General features: G+C 46.0%; 13 protein-coding genes and 2 tRNA genes. 10 read left to right on the forward strand and 5 right to left on the reverse strand.

Going from position 1 to position 18,448, the window contains the following annotated elements:
• Positions 1 to 19 precede the first annotated feature (19 nt).
• Together ubiU and EJ063_RS09390 are read right to left on the reverse strand one after the other, a co-directional pair.
• Positions 20 to 1,033 carry a ubiquinone anaerobic biosynthesis protein UbiU gene (gene ubiU / locus EJ063_RS09385; protein ID WP_126574034.1) on the reverse strand — a complete coding sequence of 338 codons (1,014 nt, stop codon included), beginning with the start codon at positions 1,031 to 1,033 and terminating at the stop codon, positions 20 to 22.
• A gap of 117 nt (positions 1,034 to 1,150) precedes the next feature.
• Complete coding sequence (locus EJ063_RS09390; protein WP_126574035.1) at positions 1,151 to 3,190, reverse strand: sensor domain-containing protein; 2,040 nt, start codon at positions 3,188 to 3,190, stop codon at positions 1,151 to 1,153.
• A gap of 197 nt (positions 3,191 to 3,387) precedes the next feature.
• Between EJ063_RS09390 and ubiT the strand changes: the two genes are divergently transcribed.
• The 10 genes from ubiT (at position 3,388) to truB (ending at position 11,579) form a co-directional block, all read left to right on the forward strand.
• On the forward strand, positions 3,388 to 3,915 hold the full coding sequence (ubiT, locus tag EJ063_RS09395; RefSeq protein WP_126574036.1) for a ubiquinone anaerobic biosynthesis accessory factor UbiT: 528 nt from the start codon (positions 3,388 to 3,390) through the stop codon (positions 3,913 to 3,915).
• A complete protein-coding gene (locus tag EJ063_RS09400; RefSeq protein WP_126574037.1) occupies positions 3,899 to 4,402 on the forward strand; it encodes a GNAT family N-acetyltransferase in 504 nt (167 codons plus the stop codon). Before ubiT ends, EJ063_RS09400 begins: the two co-directional genes overlap by 17 nt.
• 224 nt (positions 4,403 to 4,626) lie before the next feature.
• Complete coding sequence (gene secG / locus EJ063_RS09405; RefSeq protein WP_126574038.1) at positions 4,627 to 4,959, forward strand: preprotein translocase subunit SecG; 333 nt, start codon at positions 4,627 to 4,629, stop codon at positions 4,957 to 4,959.
• Between the two features lie 29 nt (positions 4,960 to 4,988).
• Positions 4,989 to 5,072, forward strand: a tRNA-Leu gene (locus EJ063_RS09410).
• Positions 5,073 to 5,128: 56 nt separating this feature from the next.
• A tRNA-Met gene (locus EJ063_RS09415) sits at positions 5,129 to 5,205 on the forward strand.
• Between the two features lie 224 nt (positions 5,206 to 5,429).
• The gene (gene rimP / locus EJ063_RS09420; RefSeq protein ID WP_126574039.1) at positions 5,430 to 5,885 is read left to right on the forward strand and encodes a ribosome maturation factor RimP; all 456 of its coding nucleotides are present in this window, start codon (positions 5,430 to 5,432) and stop codon (positions 5,883 to 5,885) included.
• 24 nt (positions 5,886 to 5,909) lie between these two features.
• Entirely contained in the window at positions 5,910 to 7,397 is a 1,488-nt protein-coding gene (gene nusA / locus EJ063_RS09425; protein WP_126574040.1) for a transcription termination factor NusA, read from the forward strand.
• A 22-nt stretch (positions 7,398 to 7,419) separates the two neighbouring features.
• Positions 7,420 to 10,107 carry a translation initiation factor IF-2 gene (gene infB / locus EJ063_RS09430; RefSeq protein WP_126574041.1) on the forward strand — a complete coding sequence of 896 codons (2,688 nt, stop codon included), beginning with the start codon at positions 7,420 to 7,422 and terminating at the stop codon, positions 10,105 to 10,107.
• Between the two features lie 114 nt (positions 10,108 to 10,221).
• Positions 10,222 to 10,629, forward strand: a complete 408-nt coding sequence (gene rbfA / locus EJ063_RS09435) for a 30S ribosome-binding factor RbfA (protein WP_126574042.1) — start codon at positions 10,222 to 10,224, stop codon at positions 10,627 to 10,629.
• The gene (truB, locus tag EJ063_RS09440; protein WP_126574043.1) at positions 10,629 to 11,579 is read left to right on the forward strand and encodes a tRNA pseudouridine(55) synthase TruB; all 951 of its coding nucleotides are present in this window, start codon (positions 10,629 to 10,631) and stop codon (positions 11,577 to 11,579) included. The genes rbfA and truB overlap by 1 nt, the downstream gene beginning before the upstream one ends.
• A gap of 64 nt (positions 11,580 to 11,643) precedes the next feature.
• On the opposite strand, the gene EJ063_RS09445 is transcribed toward truB, so the two are convergent.
• The 3 genes from EJ063_RS09445 to gltB form a co-directional block, all read right to left on the reverse strand.
• Positions 11,644 to 12,072: a DUF1499 domain-containing protein gene (locus EJ063_RS09445; RefSeq protein ID WP_126574044.1), complete on the reverse strand. Its 429-nt coding sequence runs from the start codon at positions 12,070 to 12,072 to the stop codon at positions 11,644 to 11,646.
• 103 nt (positions 12,073 to 12,175) lie between these two features.
• Complete coding sequence (locus tag EJ063_RS09450; protein WP_126574045.1) at positions 12,176 to 13,588, reverse strand: FAD-dependent oxidoreductase; 1,413 nt, start codon at positions 13,586 to 13,588, stop codon at positions 12,176 to 12,178.
• A 20-nt stretch (positions 13,589 to 13,608) separates the two neighbouring features.
• A complete protein-coding gene (gene gltB / locus EJ063_RS09455; protein ID WP_126574046.1) occupies positions 13,609 to 18,072 on the reverse strand; it encodes a glutamate synthase large subunit in 4,464 nt (1,487 codons plus the stop codon).
• Between the last annotated feature and the right edge of the window lie 376 nt (positions 18,073 to 18,448).

Here is an 18,448-nt window from a genome sequence, read left to right on the forward strand (position 1 = left end):
GTTCTTCACTCTTTAAGTGCTACTGCCATTTACGATGGTAAGCACCAAGCGTGGTCTGTGTACCCTCAGATACGTTAGCCAGTGCAGCATTCCATGTCGGCTCTACGTGGTAACCCTCTGGATTCGCAAGGTAGCGGTCAATGGCAGCGCGCCAAGTGCGAGTGACTTGTTCTACATACGCAGGGCTGCGTTGGCGACCTTCAATTTTCACTGAAGCAACGTTAGCGGCGAATAAGTCAGGCAGCATGGATAGGGTATTTAAACTGGTTGGTTCTTCGAGTGCGTGGTAGGCCTTGGTCTGTTCTTCAAGATCAGCGGTAAAGCGACCTTTACACAACGTTGGGTAGCCTGCATTTTCACCATCACTGTAGCGGTCGATGAGAATATCATTAAGACGTGACTCTAAGCCGTTTTCTGTTTCTTGCCAGCGAACGTATTTCGCTGGTGAGCATGCACCAACCGTGTTTGGTGACTCACCTGTCATATACGATGAGAGGTAGCAACGACCCTCAGACATGATACACAGGCTTCCGAAAGCAAACACTTCCAGCTCTACGTCGCTAGTAATGTTACGGGAAAGCTGTTTTACCTGATGAATAGAAAGGACACGAGGCAGAACAACACGCTTAACATTGAAGTTTTGTTTGTAAAAATCGACAGCGGCGACGTTGGTTGCCGAAGCCTGTACAGAAAGGTGCAGTTCAAGATCCGGATATCTACGTGCGGCATACTCCAGAACGGCAATATCAGCTACGATCAAAGCGTCAACACCACTATGCGCCGCTCGGTCGACGGCATCTGTCCATCGCTCAAAGCCATTTGGGTGAGCAAAGGTATTCAATGCCACGTGGATTTTTTTGTTGTTGTCATGAACGTACTGAACGGCTTTCTCTAGCTTCTTGCCAGTAAAGTTCAAACCTGCAAAATGTCGTGCGTTGGTGTCATCTTTGAAACCGATGTAAACCGCATCAGCACCACAATCAATCGCAGTTTTTAGAGCAGGTAAGTTACCTGCTGGGCATAGGAGTTCCATTGCTCTACCAAGATCATCTTATTAGAAAATTGCCGAGCATTTTATGAAGAATTATGAATGGCAAATTTGATGTAAGGCAGGTTTGAGTGAGTTTCTCGGTGAAATACTTACTTAGGGCTAGTTTTTGTGGCGGCGGTTCTGAGCAAAGAGCTCTTCAACTTCTTGTCGAGGCTGTGGTCGATAGAAGTGGAAACCTTGAATCGAGTTACAGTTTAAGTTCGACAGCAGGGTGGCTTGCTGTTGAGTCTCGACCCCTTCAGCAACCACAGTAAGGTTAAGTGACTTACCAAGGTTAATGATGTTCTCGATAACGGTGATCTGTTTTGGTAGTGTATCGATATCAGAAATAAACGCTCGGTCGATTTTAAGCTCATCAAGAGGGAAGCGAGCAAGATAAGAGAGGGAGGAGTACCCCGTCCCAAAGTCATCAATAGATAGCGCAAAGCCTAGTTTTTTTATCGCATTGAGCATTTGCAGTGTATGGTCACTGTCGCTCATAACGGCACTTTCTGTAAGCTCAAAGGTAATGCAGCTTGGATCGAGTTCCGTAGAACGCAGCAGCTTCTCCATGTAGTCGATAAGCTTAGGGTTGCCAAATTGCTCAGGAGACAGGTTGATCGCGACTCGTCCAGGCAAGATACCTTGCAGTTTCCAGCGTTTGACGGTGCTGAAAACATCACGCATGACAACACGGCCTAAATGCTCGATCAGGCCCGCTTTTTCTGCGACAGGAATAAATGCACCTGGGCTGATATAGCCTTCAACGGGGTGCTTCCAGCGAATAAGGGCCTCAGCGCCATTGATACTAAAATCTCGCGCATTGACCTTGGGCTGATACCACACTTCTAAACCGTTTTGCTGTAGCGCTTTTTGCAGTTCGATCTCGAGCCACAGACGCATACGTGCTTCTTTGTTCATCTGATCGTTAAACTTAATCAGACGATTTCGACCTCGGTCTTTGGCTTCATACATTGCTGTATCGGCATTTTGCAGCAAAATACGAGCGTCGTTACCATCACCAGGATAGGCAACACTACCAATCGAGCACGCGAGACGTTTGCTGAAGTGGTGCAGATCGAAAGGTTGGTTAATCAATGAGATGATTCGTTCAGACAACATCTCTGCCATCCGGTTGTTATCCGGTTCAGGCAGAATAAGACCAAACTCGTCTCCTCCTAAATGCCCTAACACCGCTTGCTGAGGTAGAAGACGTTTAAGACGAGATGAGACTTCTTTAATCACTTTATCGCCGATATGGTGACCAAGAGAGTCATTAATGTTTTTAAAGTTATCAATGTCTAAGTAGAGCATGATAAGTGGGGTTTCGTTATGGATGAGTTGCTCTAAACGCTTGGTAAAACCGAATCGATTGTAGAGCCCAGTGAGCGAGTCTAAGTGCGCATCTTGCTGCTGACTGTTTGGAAGCGTTGCGGAAGCTGACTCGGCATCTTGAAGCAATATGAGCTGGGAATCGCCTCCGAGCACCATCGTTGAATCCGCCATCAGATGGACTTTTCGTTCGAATCCACAACGAGGGCCAGTTAAACAGGTTAACGGCGTTTCACTTAACTGCTCAACGAAAGATTCTGGAAACACGGTTTTGGTTTTCTCATCGACGAACAAACGAGAGAAGTTTTCACCTAGTACATCTTGAATCGCATCGAATCCAAGCAAACGCAATGAAGCTGGGTTCGCTGAAATAATGCAATCATCCTCAACCAGAAGGATTCCTTCGGGAAGTAGTGAGGTGAGGGTAGAAAACTTGCCTTCTGACTCTTCAAGGGAGCGAATCAGAATCTGCTTCTCAGAGGTGTCTAACGCATGAAAAATGATGTGTTCCACGCCGTCATCATTTTCGATAGGGCAAACGTTGAAGTGGAGGCTGGTTTCTAAACCAAGATCCCCCATTGTCATCTCGGCCTCAATAGATTCTCCTTTGAACGCACGTTGATAGTACGGCTTGAGATGGTCATAGAACTGTTGGCCCATGATTTGGCTATCGTTCATGCCGACCAGTTCGGTAGAGGTTAAGCCCGCGATGTCACAATAGCGTCCGTTAACCATGGCATAGTTATGCTGGTTATCCAGAATGGCGAAAAAAAACGGACTGTTGGCCGTTATTTTTGTAAACCAGTGCTGTAATTGTTGCGATAGCATCAAGCTTGTTCCGACTCTCCAAAGAGAATTACATTCACAGTATAAGTGAATTCGATTGAATGGATAACTATAACCGCCCTAGCGTTGACTTTAAAGAGTTTCAGTTTGGGCGCAGATTCTTTGATAAATAACAGGAATCGATAGTAAAACATCCCCTATGATGGAGGACTTAGTTTACAAAGTAACGGATAACTCGCGTGATTAACAAGATTCGCACCCAACTAGTTCAAAATGCCGCATCAATTTTGCGATCTCCAGTCCACTTATTGCCGCAATCTGTACAAAAAAAAGCCTTGTTAGAAGGGCTTAAAATGGTTTTCAAAGAAGCATTAGAAGATGGCGACTTTGAGTTCCTAGAAAATAAGTGGCTGAAAGTTGAAGTGAAAGATATGCAACTTAGCTGGATGATTAGCTATCAAGATGACAAGTTGGTGGTGGCGGATAAAGCGATTAAAGAAGATGTCTCGTTTAGTGGCAACCTCAATGATCTCGTGTTAATCGCAGGACGCAAAGAAGATCCAGACACGCTTTTTTTCCAACGTCGCTTATCCATAGAAGGGGATACTGAGCTGGGATTAGAGGTAAAAAACTTGATGGACAGTGTTGATCTCGAATCTTTACCAAAAACTTTGCAAACCGCTTTAAATCAATTAGCCGATTTTGTGCAAAAAGGCTTACAATCGCCAGTGACACAAAATGAGGTTGTAAATGCTTATTCGAACTGAAGCGCCAGCAGACATCCTGGCTATAGATAGATTACTGAAATCCACATTCGAAACGGATGCTGAAGCGAACTTAGTGATGAAGCTAAGAGAGAATGGCCGCCGGACTCTCTCTCTTGTCGCTTGTAGTGATGAAGGTGACATTGTTGGTTACGTTCTGTTTAGCCCAGTCACGCTTGACGGTGTTGACCATAACTGGCAAGGGTTGGCTCCGCTAGCGGTTGCCAAAGAATACCATAAGCAAGGAATAGCGGAACAGTTAGTGAAAGAAGGTTTCTCTTCACTGTTTGAGTTTGGTTATCCAGCCTGTGTGGTTCTTGGCGATCCTGCATATTATGGCCGTTTTGGCTTTGAAAGTAGCGCAAAGCACAATATGCAATGTCAGTGGGAAGTTCCAGAAGGGGCATTTCAGGTGGTGGCGCTTGCCGAAGGTGAATTCGCTGAGGCATCGGGTCTGATTGAATATAGTCCTGAATTTTTAGAACTTTAGTGGTTTGCTAAGGAATAAAGTAAAGAAAAGCGTTACTTTTGTCCTTTTTTTGACCGCTTAATTCTAAGTGCGTACTTTTTTGAAAAAATCTACTTGTCAGCGTTATCGTGTTTCGCTAGTATTGCTCGGCCTTCGATAAGGAGGTCGCTAGCCTTGTTCAAAACGATAAGCAATTGCAGTTTCGAGCGGCGCTGGCTCAACAATTTGGAACATAGGTGGAAATAATGTTTACAGTTCTACTTGTGATTTACCTGTTGGCAGCGGTTGGTGTAATCGGCCTAGTGTTGATTCAACAAGGTAAAGGCGCAGATATGGGAGCCTCATTCGGTGCAGGCGCATCAAACACAGTGTTTGGCGCAAGCGGCTCAGGTAATTTCCTAACCCGAATGACTGCAATTTTTGCAACAGTATTTTTCATCCTTAGCTTAGTGCTTGGTAATATGTCTACACATAAGACTGAGTCACAGTGGATTGACCCAACTCAAGGTCAAGTTATCCAACAAGCTGATGATGCGAGTGAAATTCCAGCCCCTCAGGGTGACGAAATTCCTCAATAAGCTATTCTAGCTTTTAGATAGATTTAGCTGCCGAGATGGTGAAATTGGTAGACACGCCAGCATGAGGTGCTGGTGCCTTTGGTGTGAGGGTTCGAGTCCCTCTCTCGGCACCATTGATTTACAAACTTGTAAAACACCTTGGAGAGCGTATAATGCTCGACAAGTCGGACGCGGGGTGGAGCAGCTTGGTAGCTCGTCGGGCTCATAACCCGAAGGTCGTCGGTTCAAATCCGGCCCCCGCAACCAAATCCCTTTTCTTTTATAGAGAGTGGATTCGGACAAGTTTGCGTAGTAGCAATACTACGAGTTAAACGGCAACGATATCGTTTAACGTATCAGGGTCCAGCAACAAAAAACCCCGACTTTTCGGGGTTTTTTGTTATCTAAATTTCCTTAATTGGACATTTGGAGCTTTGCTTGGAATTTAAAAATGGGCTCTGTGCCCTTTTTTTGTTTCTGGAGTGGTTAAAATGACTGGTTTAGAAAGACAACTTACTGAAATGCTTGAAGCTCCTGTAGCGGCATCAGGTTATGAGTTAGTTGGATTAGAATTTATTCGCGCAGGCGAGCATTCAACGTTACGTATTTTTATTGATCACGAGAACGGCATTAATGTCGAAGATTGTGCTGAAGTTAGCCGTCAGGTAAGTGCGGTTATGGACGTTGAAGATCCAATTACTGTGGCTTACAACCTTGAAGTTTCTTCACCAGGTTTAGAAAGACCACTTTTCAAAGCTGCACATTATGAACAATTTATTGGTCACGAGGTAAGCATCGTATTGAAGATGGCTGTGGGCAACCGTCGTAAATGGAAAGGAGTTATCCATTCTGTTGATGGCGAGACTATCTCTCTTACTGTTGAAGGTAATGAAGAAGAGTTTGTGCTAAGCAATATCTCAAAAGCTAACCTGATCCCTAAATTTTAATTTGAGTCTTAGAGGCTATTTAAAATGAGTAAAGAAATTTTAGCGGTAGTAGAAGCGGTATCGAACGAAAAAGCGGTACCTCGTGAACGCATCTTTGAAGCCCTTGAAATTGCTCTAGCGACTTCGACAAAGAAGAAGCACGAAATGGAAATCGACGTACGTGTTGAAATCGACCGTAAAACGGGCGAGTTCGAAACTTTCCGTCGTTGGTTGATCGTTGAAGAAGTAGAGAGCCCAACGAAAGAGATTTCTCTTGAAGCGGCACAGTTCGAAGATGAAGCGCTACAACTGGGCGATTTCGTTGAAGATGATATCGAATCAGTAACGTTTGACCGTATTACGACTCAAACAGCGAAGCAAGTTATCGTACAAAAAGTACGTGAAGCTGAGCGTGCACAGATCGTAGAACAGTTCATCGACAATGAAGGTGAACTGGTTACTGGTGTTGTTAAGAAAGTAAACCGTGAAACGGTTGTTCTTGACCTAGGTAACAACGCTGAAGCCGTTATCCTGCGTGATGACCAACTTCCTCGTGAAAACTTCCGTCCAGGTGACCGTGTTCGTGGTCTTCTGTACAAAGTGGCTCCTGAAGCTCGTGGCTTCCAGCTATTCATCACTCGTTCTAAGTCAGAAATGCTTGCTGAGCTATTCCGTGTTGAAGTTCCGGAAATCGCAGAAGAAATTATCGAGCTTAAAGGCGCGGCACGTGATCCAGGTTCTCGCGCTAAGATCGCGGTTAAGACAAACGATAAGCGTATCGACCCTGTTGGTGCGTGTGTTGGTATGCGTGGTGCACGTGTACAAGCTGTCTCTGGTGAGCTTGGTGGTGAGCGTATCGATATCGTGCTTTGGGATGATAACCCGGCGCAATTCGTTATTAACGCTATGGCACCTGCTGATGTTGCTTCTATCATTGTTGATGAAGATGCAAACGCAATGGATATCGCTGTTGAAGCAGATAACCTAGCACAAGCTATCGGCCGCAATGGTCAAAACGTACGCCTAGCGTCTCAACTAACTGGTTGGGAACTAAACGTAATGACAGTTGAAGACCTTCATAAGAAACACGCTGAAGAGTCTCAAGCTGCAATCGAAAACTTCATGAAGCACCTAGATATCGAAGAAGACTTTGCTCAGCTGCTTGTTGAAGAAGGCTTCTCAACGCTAGAAGAAGTTGCTTACGTTCCTGTAAACGAGCTTCTTGAAGTGAATGGTCTAGATGAAGACCTAGTAGAAGAACTACGTAGTCGTGCTAAGAATGCACTAACCACTCTTGCGCTTGCACAAGAAGAGTCTTTCGATGGTGTTGAGCCTGCAGAAGACCTACTTGGTCTAGAAGGCCTTGAGCGTGAGATGGCATTTAAACTGGCAGCTAAAGGTGTAGCAACACTAGAAGACCTAGCTGATCAGGGTATCGATGATATTGAAGGTATCGAAGGTCTGACCGAAGAACGTGCGGGTGAGCTAATCATGGCAGCTCGTAATATTTGTTGGTTCGGCGAAGACGCATAATTTTCAGCAAGGAGGAAGCGGCATGACACAAATTACTGTTAAAGCACTGAGTGAAGAAATTGGAACTCCAGTGGACCGCTTAATTGAACAACTTGCTGACGCTGGTATGAAGAAAGCGAGTGGTGATCAAGTTTCTGATGATGAAAAGCAGAAGCTACTTACTCACCTAAAGAAAGAGCATGGTGATACTTCAGGTGAAACTGAACCTACTCGCTTAACATTACAGCGTAAGACTCGCAGCACACTGAGCGTGAATGCAGGTGGCGGCAAGAGTAAGGATGTTCAAGTAGAAGTGCGTAAAAAGCGCACTTACGTGAAGCGCAGCACTATCGAAGACGAAGCAAAACGCGAAGCTGAGGAAGCAGCAAAGCGTGAAGCCGAAGAGCTTGCGAAACGTGAAGCTGAAGAGCTTGCAAAACGTGAAGCTGCAGACAAAGCACAACGCGAAGCCGAAGAGAAAGCGAAACGAGAAGCGGATGCAAAACGTGACGCTGAAGAGAAGGCACAACGCGTACAAGCTGATAAGGCTAAGAAAGACATGAATGCAAAAAATGCAGAAGTGAATACTCAAGCGAAGAAAGAAGCTGACGAACTTAAGCGTCGTCAGGAAGAAGAAGCACAGCGCAAAGCAGAGCAAGAAGCTGCGAAGCTTGTTGAAGAAGCTCGTAAGCTAGCTGAAGAAAACGAAGCGCGCTGGACTGAAGAAGAGAAGAAGAAGAAAGAGTTAGAGAACTCTGACTACCACGTAACGACTTCTACTTACGCTCGTGAAGCTGAAGATGCAGCTGACCGTAAAGAAGAAGGCGGCCGTCGTAAGAAGAAGAAGAAAGCTTCTAACAACGATGACCAAGGTCGTGGTGGCCGTAACCAGCGTGGCGGCAGAAACCGCAACAAAGGTAAGCTAGCTAAACCAACTTCAATGCAACAAGGCTTCGATAAGACAGCAACAGTAGCGAAAGCTGACGTTGCTATCGGCGAAACGATCGTTGTTTCAGAACTTGCTAACAAGATGTCTGTTAAAGGCACAGAAGTTATCAAAGTAATGATGAAGATGGGCGCAATGGCGACTATCAACCAAGTGATCGACCAAGAAACAGCAGCGCTTGTTGCTGAGGAAATGGGTCACAAGGTAATCCTACGTAAAGAGAACGAGCTAGAAGAAGCGGTACTATCAGATCGTGATAACAGCGCAGAAGCAGTGCCTCGTGCTCCAGTAGTAACTATCATGGGTCACGTAGACCATGGTAAGACTTCTACACTTGACTACATCCGTAAAGCACACGTTGCTTCAGGTGAAGCGGGCGGTATCACACAGCACATCGGTGCATACCACGTTGAAACTGATAACGGCATGATTACTTTCCTTGATACTCCTGGACACGCTGCGTTTACAGCAATGCGTGCTCGTGGTGCTCAAGCGACAGATATCGTTGTTCTAGTAGTAGCAGCCGATGATGGCGTAATGCCACAAACAATCGAAGCAATCCAGCACGCGAAAGCGGCAGGTGTTCCTCTGATTGTTGCTGTAAACAAGATCGATAAAGAAGACGCGAATCCAGATAACGTTAAGAACGAGCTAGCTCAATACGACGTTATTCCTGAAGAGTGGGGCGGTGAGAACATGTTCGTTCACATCTCTGCGAAACAGGGTACAAACATCGAAGGTCTTCTAGAAACTATCCTTCTACAATCTGAAGTTCTTGAACTGACAGCGGTTGAAGAAGGCATGGCGTCTGGTGTTGTTGTTGAATCTCGTCTAGATAAAGGTCGTGGTCCAGTTGCAACAGTACTTGTTCAGTCTGGTACTCTAAACAAAGGTGATATCTTACTTTGTGGTCAAGAATATGGCCGTGTTCGTGCAATGCGCGATGAAAATGGTAAAGAAATCACTTCAGCTGGTCCTTCTATTCCTGTCGAAATCATCGGTCTATCTGGTGTACCATCTTCAGGTGACGAAGCAACTGTAGTTCGTGATGAGCGTAAAGCGCGTGAAGTTGCAAACTACCGTCAAGGTAAATTCCGTGACGTGAAACTTGCTCGTCAGCAGAAATCTAAACTAGAGAACATGTTCTCTAACATGACCGCTGGTGAAGTTGCTGAGCTTAACGTTGTTCTTAAAGCAGACGTTCAAGGTTCTGTAGAAGCAATCGCAGATTCTCTACGTAAGCTTTCAACTGAAGAAGTGAAAGTGAACATCGTAGGTTCTGGTGTTGGTGGTATTACTGAAACTGATGCAGTTCTTGCTGAAGCTTCAAACGCGATCATCCTTGGCTTTAACGTTCGTGCAGATGCTTCAGCGCGTCGTGCAATCGAATCAGCTAACGTTGACCTACGTTACTACTCAATCATTTATCAATTGATTGATGAAGTTAAACAAGCAATGGGCGGTATGCTAGCTCCAGAATTCAAGCAAGAGATCATTGGTCTTGCTGAAGTTCGTGACGTATTTAAGTCACCTAAGCTTGGCGCAATCGCTGGTTGTATGGTTACAGAAGGCACCATCAAGCGTAGCAACCCAATCCGTGTACTACGTGAAAACGTTGTTATCTACGAAGGTGAACTAGAGTCACTTCGCCGCTTCAAAGACGACGTTCAAGAAGTTAAGAACGGCTACGAATGTGGTATCGGCGTTAAGAACTACAACGATGTTCGCGTTGGCGACCAAATCGAAGTATTCGAAATCGTTGAAGTTAAACGTACTCTAGACTAATTGACTATAATTACTGGCTTATTCTTTGATGAATAAGCAGTAATTGGTTGTTGAATACGCCATGGGGGGCTGGAATTTATCCATCCCCCCATTCTTTCTAATAAGAGAAAAGATATGTCAAAAGAATTTAGCCGCACGCAGCGTGTTGGACAGCAGCTGCAAAAAGAACTTGCGATGATCCTTCAGCGCGAAGTTCGTGATTCTCGCCTAGGTATGGTGACCATCTCTGATGTAGAAGTGTCACGAGACCTAGCTTACGTAAAAGTATTCGTTACTTTCCTATGCGTTGGCGAGCAAACTCCAGAGTCTTGCCTAGAAGCACTGCGTGAGCATGAAGTGCACATCCGTATGATGCTAGGTAAGCGCATTCGTCTCCGTCTGACTCCTGAAGTTCGTTTCTACTACGATAATACTCTTGTCGAGGGTATGCGTATGTCGAACCTAGTGTCTGAAGTAGTAAGCGAAGATAAGCGCAAGCAACAAGACTCAGGTCGCGAAGACGATCAGGCGGGTGAAGAGTAATGGCTCGTCGTCGTAAAGGTCGTCCAATTAATGGTGTTATCCTTCTGGATAAACCCACAGGCATTTCATCTAATGATGCACTGCAAAAAGTAAAGCGCGTTTACTTTGCAGAAAAGGCAGGTCATACCGGTGCACTGGATCCCCTAGCGACAGGTATGCTGCCAATTTGTCTTGGTGAAGCGACCAAGTTCTCTCAGTTTTTGTTAGATTCAGATAAGCGTTATCGAGTGATCGCCAAATTAGGTGAACGCACAGATACGTCTGATTCTGATGGTGAAGTGGTAGAGACTCGCCCAGTTGATGTTTCTCTAGAAAAACTAGAAGCATGCATCGATAAGTTCCGTGGTGAGTCAGACCAAGTGCCTTCAATGTTTTCTGCGTTGAAGTATCAAGGTAAGCCACTGTACGAATATGCGCGTAAAGGCATTGAAGTGCCGCGTGAATCACGCAAGATCACCGTGTACGAAATCGTGCTCCACCGTTTCGAAGGTGATGAAGTCGAGATGGAAGTTCACTGCTCGAAGGGGACTTACATCCGTACTATCGTCGATGATCTTGGTGAAATGCTAGGCTGTGGTGCCCACGTGACTATGCTTCGTCGTACCGGCGTTGCGAAATACCCTTACGAGAAGATGGTCACCCTTGAGCAGCTCAATGAACTTCTAGAGCAAGCTCACCGTGATGAAGTTGCTCCGAAAGAGTTACTTGATCCGTTACTGCTGCCAATGGACACCGCGGTAGAAGATTTACCAGAAGTGAATCTAAACGCTGAGTTAACTAACTTAGTTCAACACGGTATGCCAGTACAGGTATTAGGTGCACCAGAAGGAACGCCACTGCGTATGACGTCAGGTGAAGAGAAACTGTTTATCGGCGTTGCTGAAGTCAATGGTGACGGTAAGGTTGCGCCTAAGCGCCTTGTTGTTTTCCGTGATGAAGTCGAGCAGTAGAGTGCTTTATCCATGATAAAAAACCGAAGCTTCGAGCTTCGGTTTTTTTATGCAGAAGAGGGGATTATTGGATAAGGTTGTCGGCTTGAAGAAGCTCTCTAAGCTGTTCCGCACGCTTTCGGTTCACCCCAAAATCAGAATACCCAACACGAGATTCTGAACGCACAAGTAATTGTTCCCCTTCGATTTTAAGCTCTAAGTCATCCACAAAGCGCATGATCTTAGAAGTACACTCGATCCGAATATAGCCTTCTTCTTTCACCGCAGTTTTAGCGCCAGGCAATTGCAGTGCTGCGTTTTCAATCGCATCAATATTGGCATCGTTTGTGATCGTAAACGGGGCAAGTTGGTATTTTTCTCGGTTGTCTTGCGTTGAGACACAGTTCGGTTTATCCCCGCATGGAGAGCTTGTTCTATCAGTCATTGTTGTCACTCCTTGGCTACAAGCGGTTAAACCCAACAGAACAGTTGAAAGGAGAGCGGCTTTCTTCATGTTGAATCCTTTAGTCTAGATACCTTTTATTATCGAACTTCATTATATGTAGGAAACAAAAAAAGGATCCAACTTTTGGATCCTTTTGTCGTATGCGTCATTCTTATACTTCTAGGTAGTCGAGAATGCCTTCGGCCGCTTTACGTCCTTCATCAATGGCTGTCACTACGAGGTCTGAACCACGAACGGCATCGCCGCCAGCGAAGATTTTCTTATTACTGGTCTGGAACATGAATTCTTGCTCTGACGGCGCTTTGATTCGTCCCCATTGATCCAGTTCGACACCGTAAGGTTCTAACCAACTCATTTGGTGCGGTTGGAAACCAAAGGCCATGATAACTGCATCTGCTTCCAGCACATGCTCACTGCCTTCGACGGGTTCAGGACGGCGGCGTCCAGCTTCGTCTGGTTCACCAAGTGCAGTTTTAACTACCTTCACACCAGAAACTTTACCTGAGGTATCTAGTTCAAGGCCAAGTGGCTGCAGGTTGAACATAAAGTTAACCCCCTCTTCTTTGGCGTTTTTCACCTCACGGCGTGAACCTGGCATATTGGCTTCATCTCGGCGGTAAGCACAGATGACGTGGTCAGCATTTTGGCGGATAGAAGTACGAACACAGTCCATAGCGGTATCACCACCACCAAGCACCACGACTTTTTTGCCTTTCATATCAATGAATGGCTTATCGTCCTCTAAATCCATCACTTTATAGGTATTGGAAATCAAGAAAGGCAGCGCGTCATAGACACCTGGTGCATCTTCGTTCTCGAGACCTGCGCGCATATTCTTGTAGGTGCCAACCCCAAGGAACACCGCATCGTACTCATCGACAAGTTGCTGCATTTGGATATCTTGACCGACTTCAACATTGAGTTGGAACTCCACCCCCATCTCGGTAAAGACCTTACGGCGATTTTCCATCACGCCTTTTTCAAGTTTAAAGGATGGAATACCAAAAGTGAGCAGCCCGCCAACTTCTGGGTAACGGTCAAACACTACCGGTTTAACGCCATTGCGAACCAAAATATCAGCCGCGGCAAGACCTGCTGGCCCGGCGCCAATAATGGCGACCTTTTTGTCGGTCCATTCCACTTTCGACATGTCTGGCTTCCAGCCCATCTCAAAAGCTTTGTCGGTAATGTACTTTTCGATATTACCAATAGTCACTGCACCGAAGTCATCATTTAGCGTACACGAACCTTCACAGAGACGGTCCTGAGGACAAACGCGTCCACAGACTTCAGGAAGACTATTGGTTTGGTGCGACAGTTCAACCGCTTCAATGATTCGACCTTCATTGGCTAGCTTTAACCATTGAGGGATGTAGTTGTGAACGGGACATTTCCATTCACAGTATGGGTTACCACAATCTAAGCAACGATCCGCTTGAGCTGTTGCCTGTTGCTTAGTAAAGGGTTCATAAATTTCAACAAACTCGATCTTACGAATTTTGATTGGCTTTTTCGCAGGGTCGACGCGTTGAACATCAATAAATTGGTATACGTTCTGGCTCATGATTCAAACATCCTCCATGACTATTGGGCTTGAACGCGCAACTCTGCGGCGCTGCGACTTTGGTGACCAAGCAGAGTATTGAGATCGGCTGATTTCGGTTTCACCAAGTAGAACTTTGGAATCCATTCATCAAAGTTCGCTAAAATATCTTCAGCATGCACTGAGCCGGTTTCTTCTAGGTGTTCCGCAATGAGACCACGTAGATGCTCTTGGTGAATGTGTAAGTCTGATAGGGCAACTGCCTCAACGGACTCTTCATTGACACGGCCTTGGAAATCCTCATTCTTATCTAAGACATATGCAAAACCACCCGTCATACCCGCACCGAAGTTCACACCTGTAGCACCAAGAATTGCGACAATGCCGCCAGTCATGTATTCACACGCGTTATCGCCAGCCCCTTCGATGACAGAAATCGTACCTGAGTTACGTACGCCGAAACGCTCACCTGCGGTACCCGCAGCAAATAGCTTGCCTCCGGTAGCACCGTATAAGCAGGTGTTACCGATGATGGTGGCTTCATTACACTTAAACGCTGTGCCCTGGTGCGGCTTTATGACGATCTTGCCGCCTGCCATACCTTTACCAACGTAGTCATTTGCGTCACCGGTTAAGTAAAGCTCTACGCCTCCGGCGTTCCATACACCGAAAGACTGACCTGCAGTGCCATCTAAGTGGAGCTTAATCGGCTGAGCGGCCATCCCTTGGTTACCATAGCGCTTGGCAATTTCACCGGATAGGCGAGCACCAATTGAACGGTCAGTATTGATGACGTTATAGAAGAAGTCCGCGGGTTGTTTGGCTTCAACGGCTGCCAAAGCATCGTCAATAATCTGCTGGTTGAGCTCTGCTTTATCAAATGGCGCATTAGGCTCCGTCCAGTAAACAGGGTGCCCTTGCGGTGACATTGGCGCTTCCAAAATACCTGATAGATCGAGTTTACTCTGCTTCGCAGTTCGACCCTCTACTGCTTCTAAAAGGTCGGTCCGGCCAATCAGGTCAGTCAGCTTCTCGACACCGAGTTCCGCCAGTAGCTGACGTACTTCATCAGCTAGAGCAACAAAGTAGTTCATCACCATTTCCGGTAGGCCCTTAAAGTACTCTCTACGCAGGGTGTCATCTTGGGTTGCTACACCGGTAGCACAATTATTTAAGTGACAGATACGTAGGAACTTACAACCCATTGCTACCATTGGGGCAGTACCAAAACCAAAGCTTTCAGCACCTAAGATAGCAGCTTTGACTACATCAAGACCGGTTTTAAGGCCACCATCGACTTGCAGGCGAATCTTATGGCGAAGTCCATTAGCAACCAGTGCTTGTTGAGTTTCTGCTAGGCCAAGCTCCCAAGGGCTGCCGGCGTATTTTACCGAGGTCAGTGGGCTAGCCGCTGTACCGCCGTCATAGCCAGAAATAGTGATAAGGTCGGCATAAGCTTTGGCTACACCAGTCGCGATAGTACCGACGCCTGGCTCAGAGACCAGTTTTACCGAGACTAGCGCTTTTGGATTAACTTGCTTAAGATCGAAGATCAGCTGAGCTAAATCTTCAATCGAATAAATATCATGGTGTGGCGGTGGTGATATTAGTGTTACACCTTGCACTGAGTAACGTAGCTTAGCAATTTCTGCCGTCACTTTATGACCCGGTAGCTGACCACCTTCCCCCGGTTTTGCCCCTTGTGCTACTTTAATTTGCAGCACATCAGCGTTGGTTAGGTAGTGAGGAGTCACACCAAAACGACCAGATGCGATTTGCTTGATGCGAGAGTTACGTTCAGTGCCGAAACGACGAGGGTCTTCGCCACCTTCCCCTGAGTTTGAATAACCGCCTAAACGGTTCATTGCAGTCGCGAGTGCTTCGTGGGCTTCAGGGCTTAATGCACCAATCGACATGGCTGCGGAGTCAAAGCGTTTAAATAGGTCAGTACTTGGTTCAATCTTTTCTAAAGGAAGAGGTGAATCTGACTTCTTCAGCTGCATTAAATCACGCAGCATGGCGGTCGGACGTTCATTTACCTGCTTGGAAAAGCTCTTATAGTCAGATGACTCACCCGACTTGACCGCCTGTTGCAGTGTGCCAACCACATCTGGGTTATAGGCATGGTACTCGCCTCCGTGAACATATTTGAGCAAACCACCGTGTTCGATAGGCTTACGTTTTGCCCACGCTTTACGAGATAAGTTGTAAATGTCTTGCTCGAAATCTTCGAAGTTGGCGCCCTGAATACGTGTCGTAACGCCTTTAAAGCATAAGTTAACCACATCTTGGCTTAGGCCTACGGCTTCGAAGAGTTGTGAGCAGCGGTAAGAAGCCACCGTCGAAATACCCATCTTCGACATGATCTTATACAGACCCTTGTTGATGCCGTATTGGTAGTTTTGCATCACTTCACGATAGCTTTTATCAATCGCACCATCGTCAATAACTTTCCCAAGCGCCTCGTAGGCGAGGTATGGGTAAACCGCCGTTGCACCAAAACCAAGTAAAACGGCAAATTGATGAGGGTCTCGAACTGTGCCTGTTTCAGCGAGGATGTTGGCATCACAGCGAAGGTTTGCATCAATTAAGCGGCTTTGCACAGCGCCAACCGCCATCGCAGCCGGGATAGGTAGCAAGCCTTTTTTCAGATTACGGTCTGATAAAACAACCAAAACGGTGCCGTCTTGAACGACTTCTACGGCTTGATCGCACAAGTCTTGAATGGCTTTCTCTAGATCTTTCTCTTCTGGATCGTAATTAATATCAATGACAGTGCTTCGGTAGTATTGGTCATTAAGATCAAGAAGTTGCTGCATATCGGAGTAGAGTAGAACAGGCGAGCCAAAGGTCACCCTGTGCGCGTGTCCATCCGTTTCACAGAACACGTTCATCTCTTGACCAATGCTGGTAGCTAGAGACATCACATGCTTTTCGCGCAGTGGATCGATGGGTGGGTTAGTGACCTGAGCAAACTTCTGACGGAAGTAGTCGGTCACTAAGCGTTCTTTAGAAGAGAGCACCGCCATTGGCGTATCATCACCCATCGAACCTACCGCTTCTTGACCCATATCCCCAAGTACTCGAAGAACTTGCTCGACCTCTTCTGTACTCATAGCAAATTGCTTTTGGTAGGTCTTGAGCTGGTCATTGTCTAAGCTTCGTTTACCGACTTTATCATCAGGTAAATCAGAGAATGGGGTCAGTTTATGGACGTTATTTTCCATCCATTCTCGATAAGGGTGACGGCCTTTCAAGTCGTTATCAATTTCGCTTGATTGCCATAGTTTGCCTCGACGAGTGTCAACGACAAGGAGCTCACCTGGACCGACTCGACCTTTTTCTGCCACTTCATCAGGGGCATAGTTCCAAATACCGACTTCTGAAGCGAGTGTGATGAGTTTATCTTTGGTGATCACGTAGCGAGCAGGGCGAAGTCCATTACGGTCTAGGTTACATGCAGCGTAGCGGCCATCTGATAAAACGATACCGGCAGGACCATCCCACGGTTCCATGTGCTTAGAGTTAAAGTCATAGAATGCGCGCAGATCTGGGTCCATATCTGGGTGGTTTTGCCATGCTGGTGGCACAAGCATACGCATGGCTCGAAAGATATCCATACCGCCGGCTAGGAAGAGATCCAGCATGTTATCCAGACTTGAAGAGTCTGAACCTGTTTCATTAACAAACGGTGCGGCCGTTTTTAGGTCCGGTAACAGTGGCGACGAGAACTTGTAAGCGCGAGCGCGAGCCCATTGGCGGTTACCTTCGATGGTATTGATTTCACCATTGTGCGCGAGATAACGGAATGGCTGAGCAAGCGGCCATCGTGGTTGCGTATTGGTTGAGAAGCGCTGGTGGAACAGACAGATCGCCGATTCCATGCGAAGATCGGCAAGATCTAAGTAAAACCTCGGAAGATCTGCAGGCATACATAAGCCTTTATAGACCATCACTTGAGTCGACAGACTACAGATATAGAAATCACGGTCATCGGTGATTTGTTTTTCGATACGTCGGCGCGCAATGTATAGTCGGCGCTCGATATCACGCTCACGCCATCCGGCAGGAGCAGAGATAAAAACTTGCTGAATATTAGGCAGCGAATCTGCTGCAATAGGGCCAAGTACAGCTGAGTTAGTAGGAACTTCACGCCAGCCTGAAACGGTCAAGGTCTCTTGTGCAAGTTCTTGGTTTATAACATCTTTAGCTATTTTTACTTTGGTTGGGTCTTGGTTGAAGAAAATCATGCCGACGGCATATTGCTTACCAAGATTGAAGCCGCTTTCTTCGGCGATGAGACGCAGGTACGAGTCTGGTTTTTGCAGTAATAAGCCACAACCATCACCGGTTTTTCCATCTGCAGCAATACCACCGCGGTGTGTCATACGGTCTAATGCAGAGATCGCTGTGCGTACCAATTTATGGCTTGGTTCACCTTCCATGTGTGCAATCAAGCCAAATCCACAGTTGTCTTTTTCAAGACTAGGATCATATAGAGCCATTGCAATTCTCCCTTTGCTTCACCTGTCTTTCCGACAGAACTACCAACATTTAAAGGGTTGGTATATATGACTAACTATTCGTTCTAATTGTTATTATTTGTATATGTATGCACTATTTTTCTATAGAACAATTAACAAATGTTGAGAAAATCATTTTCATCAGCTTCACAACGTATAGCTTATTATAAAAAAGGTCAAGTTCTTGGATGATAATCATGTAAATGTGCGATTTACCACTTAATAAGCTGTGATAGTCTATATATTTCAGAAGGTTAGCTTTTTTGTTGTTACATTTTTATAACAATAATTTGCTCAGTAGGAATAAAAAAGACCAGCACAATGTGCTGGTCAAATCATAAAATTTGGAAGGAATGAT

It is taken from the genome of Vibrio aquaticus, assembly GCF_003970385.1.
Lineage (GTDB): Bacteria > Pseudomonadota > Gammaproteobacteria > Enterobacterales > Vibrionaceae > Vibrio > Vibrio aquaticus.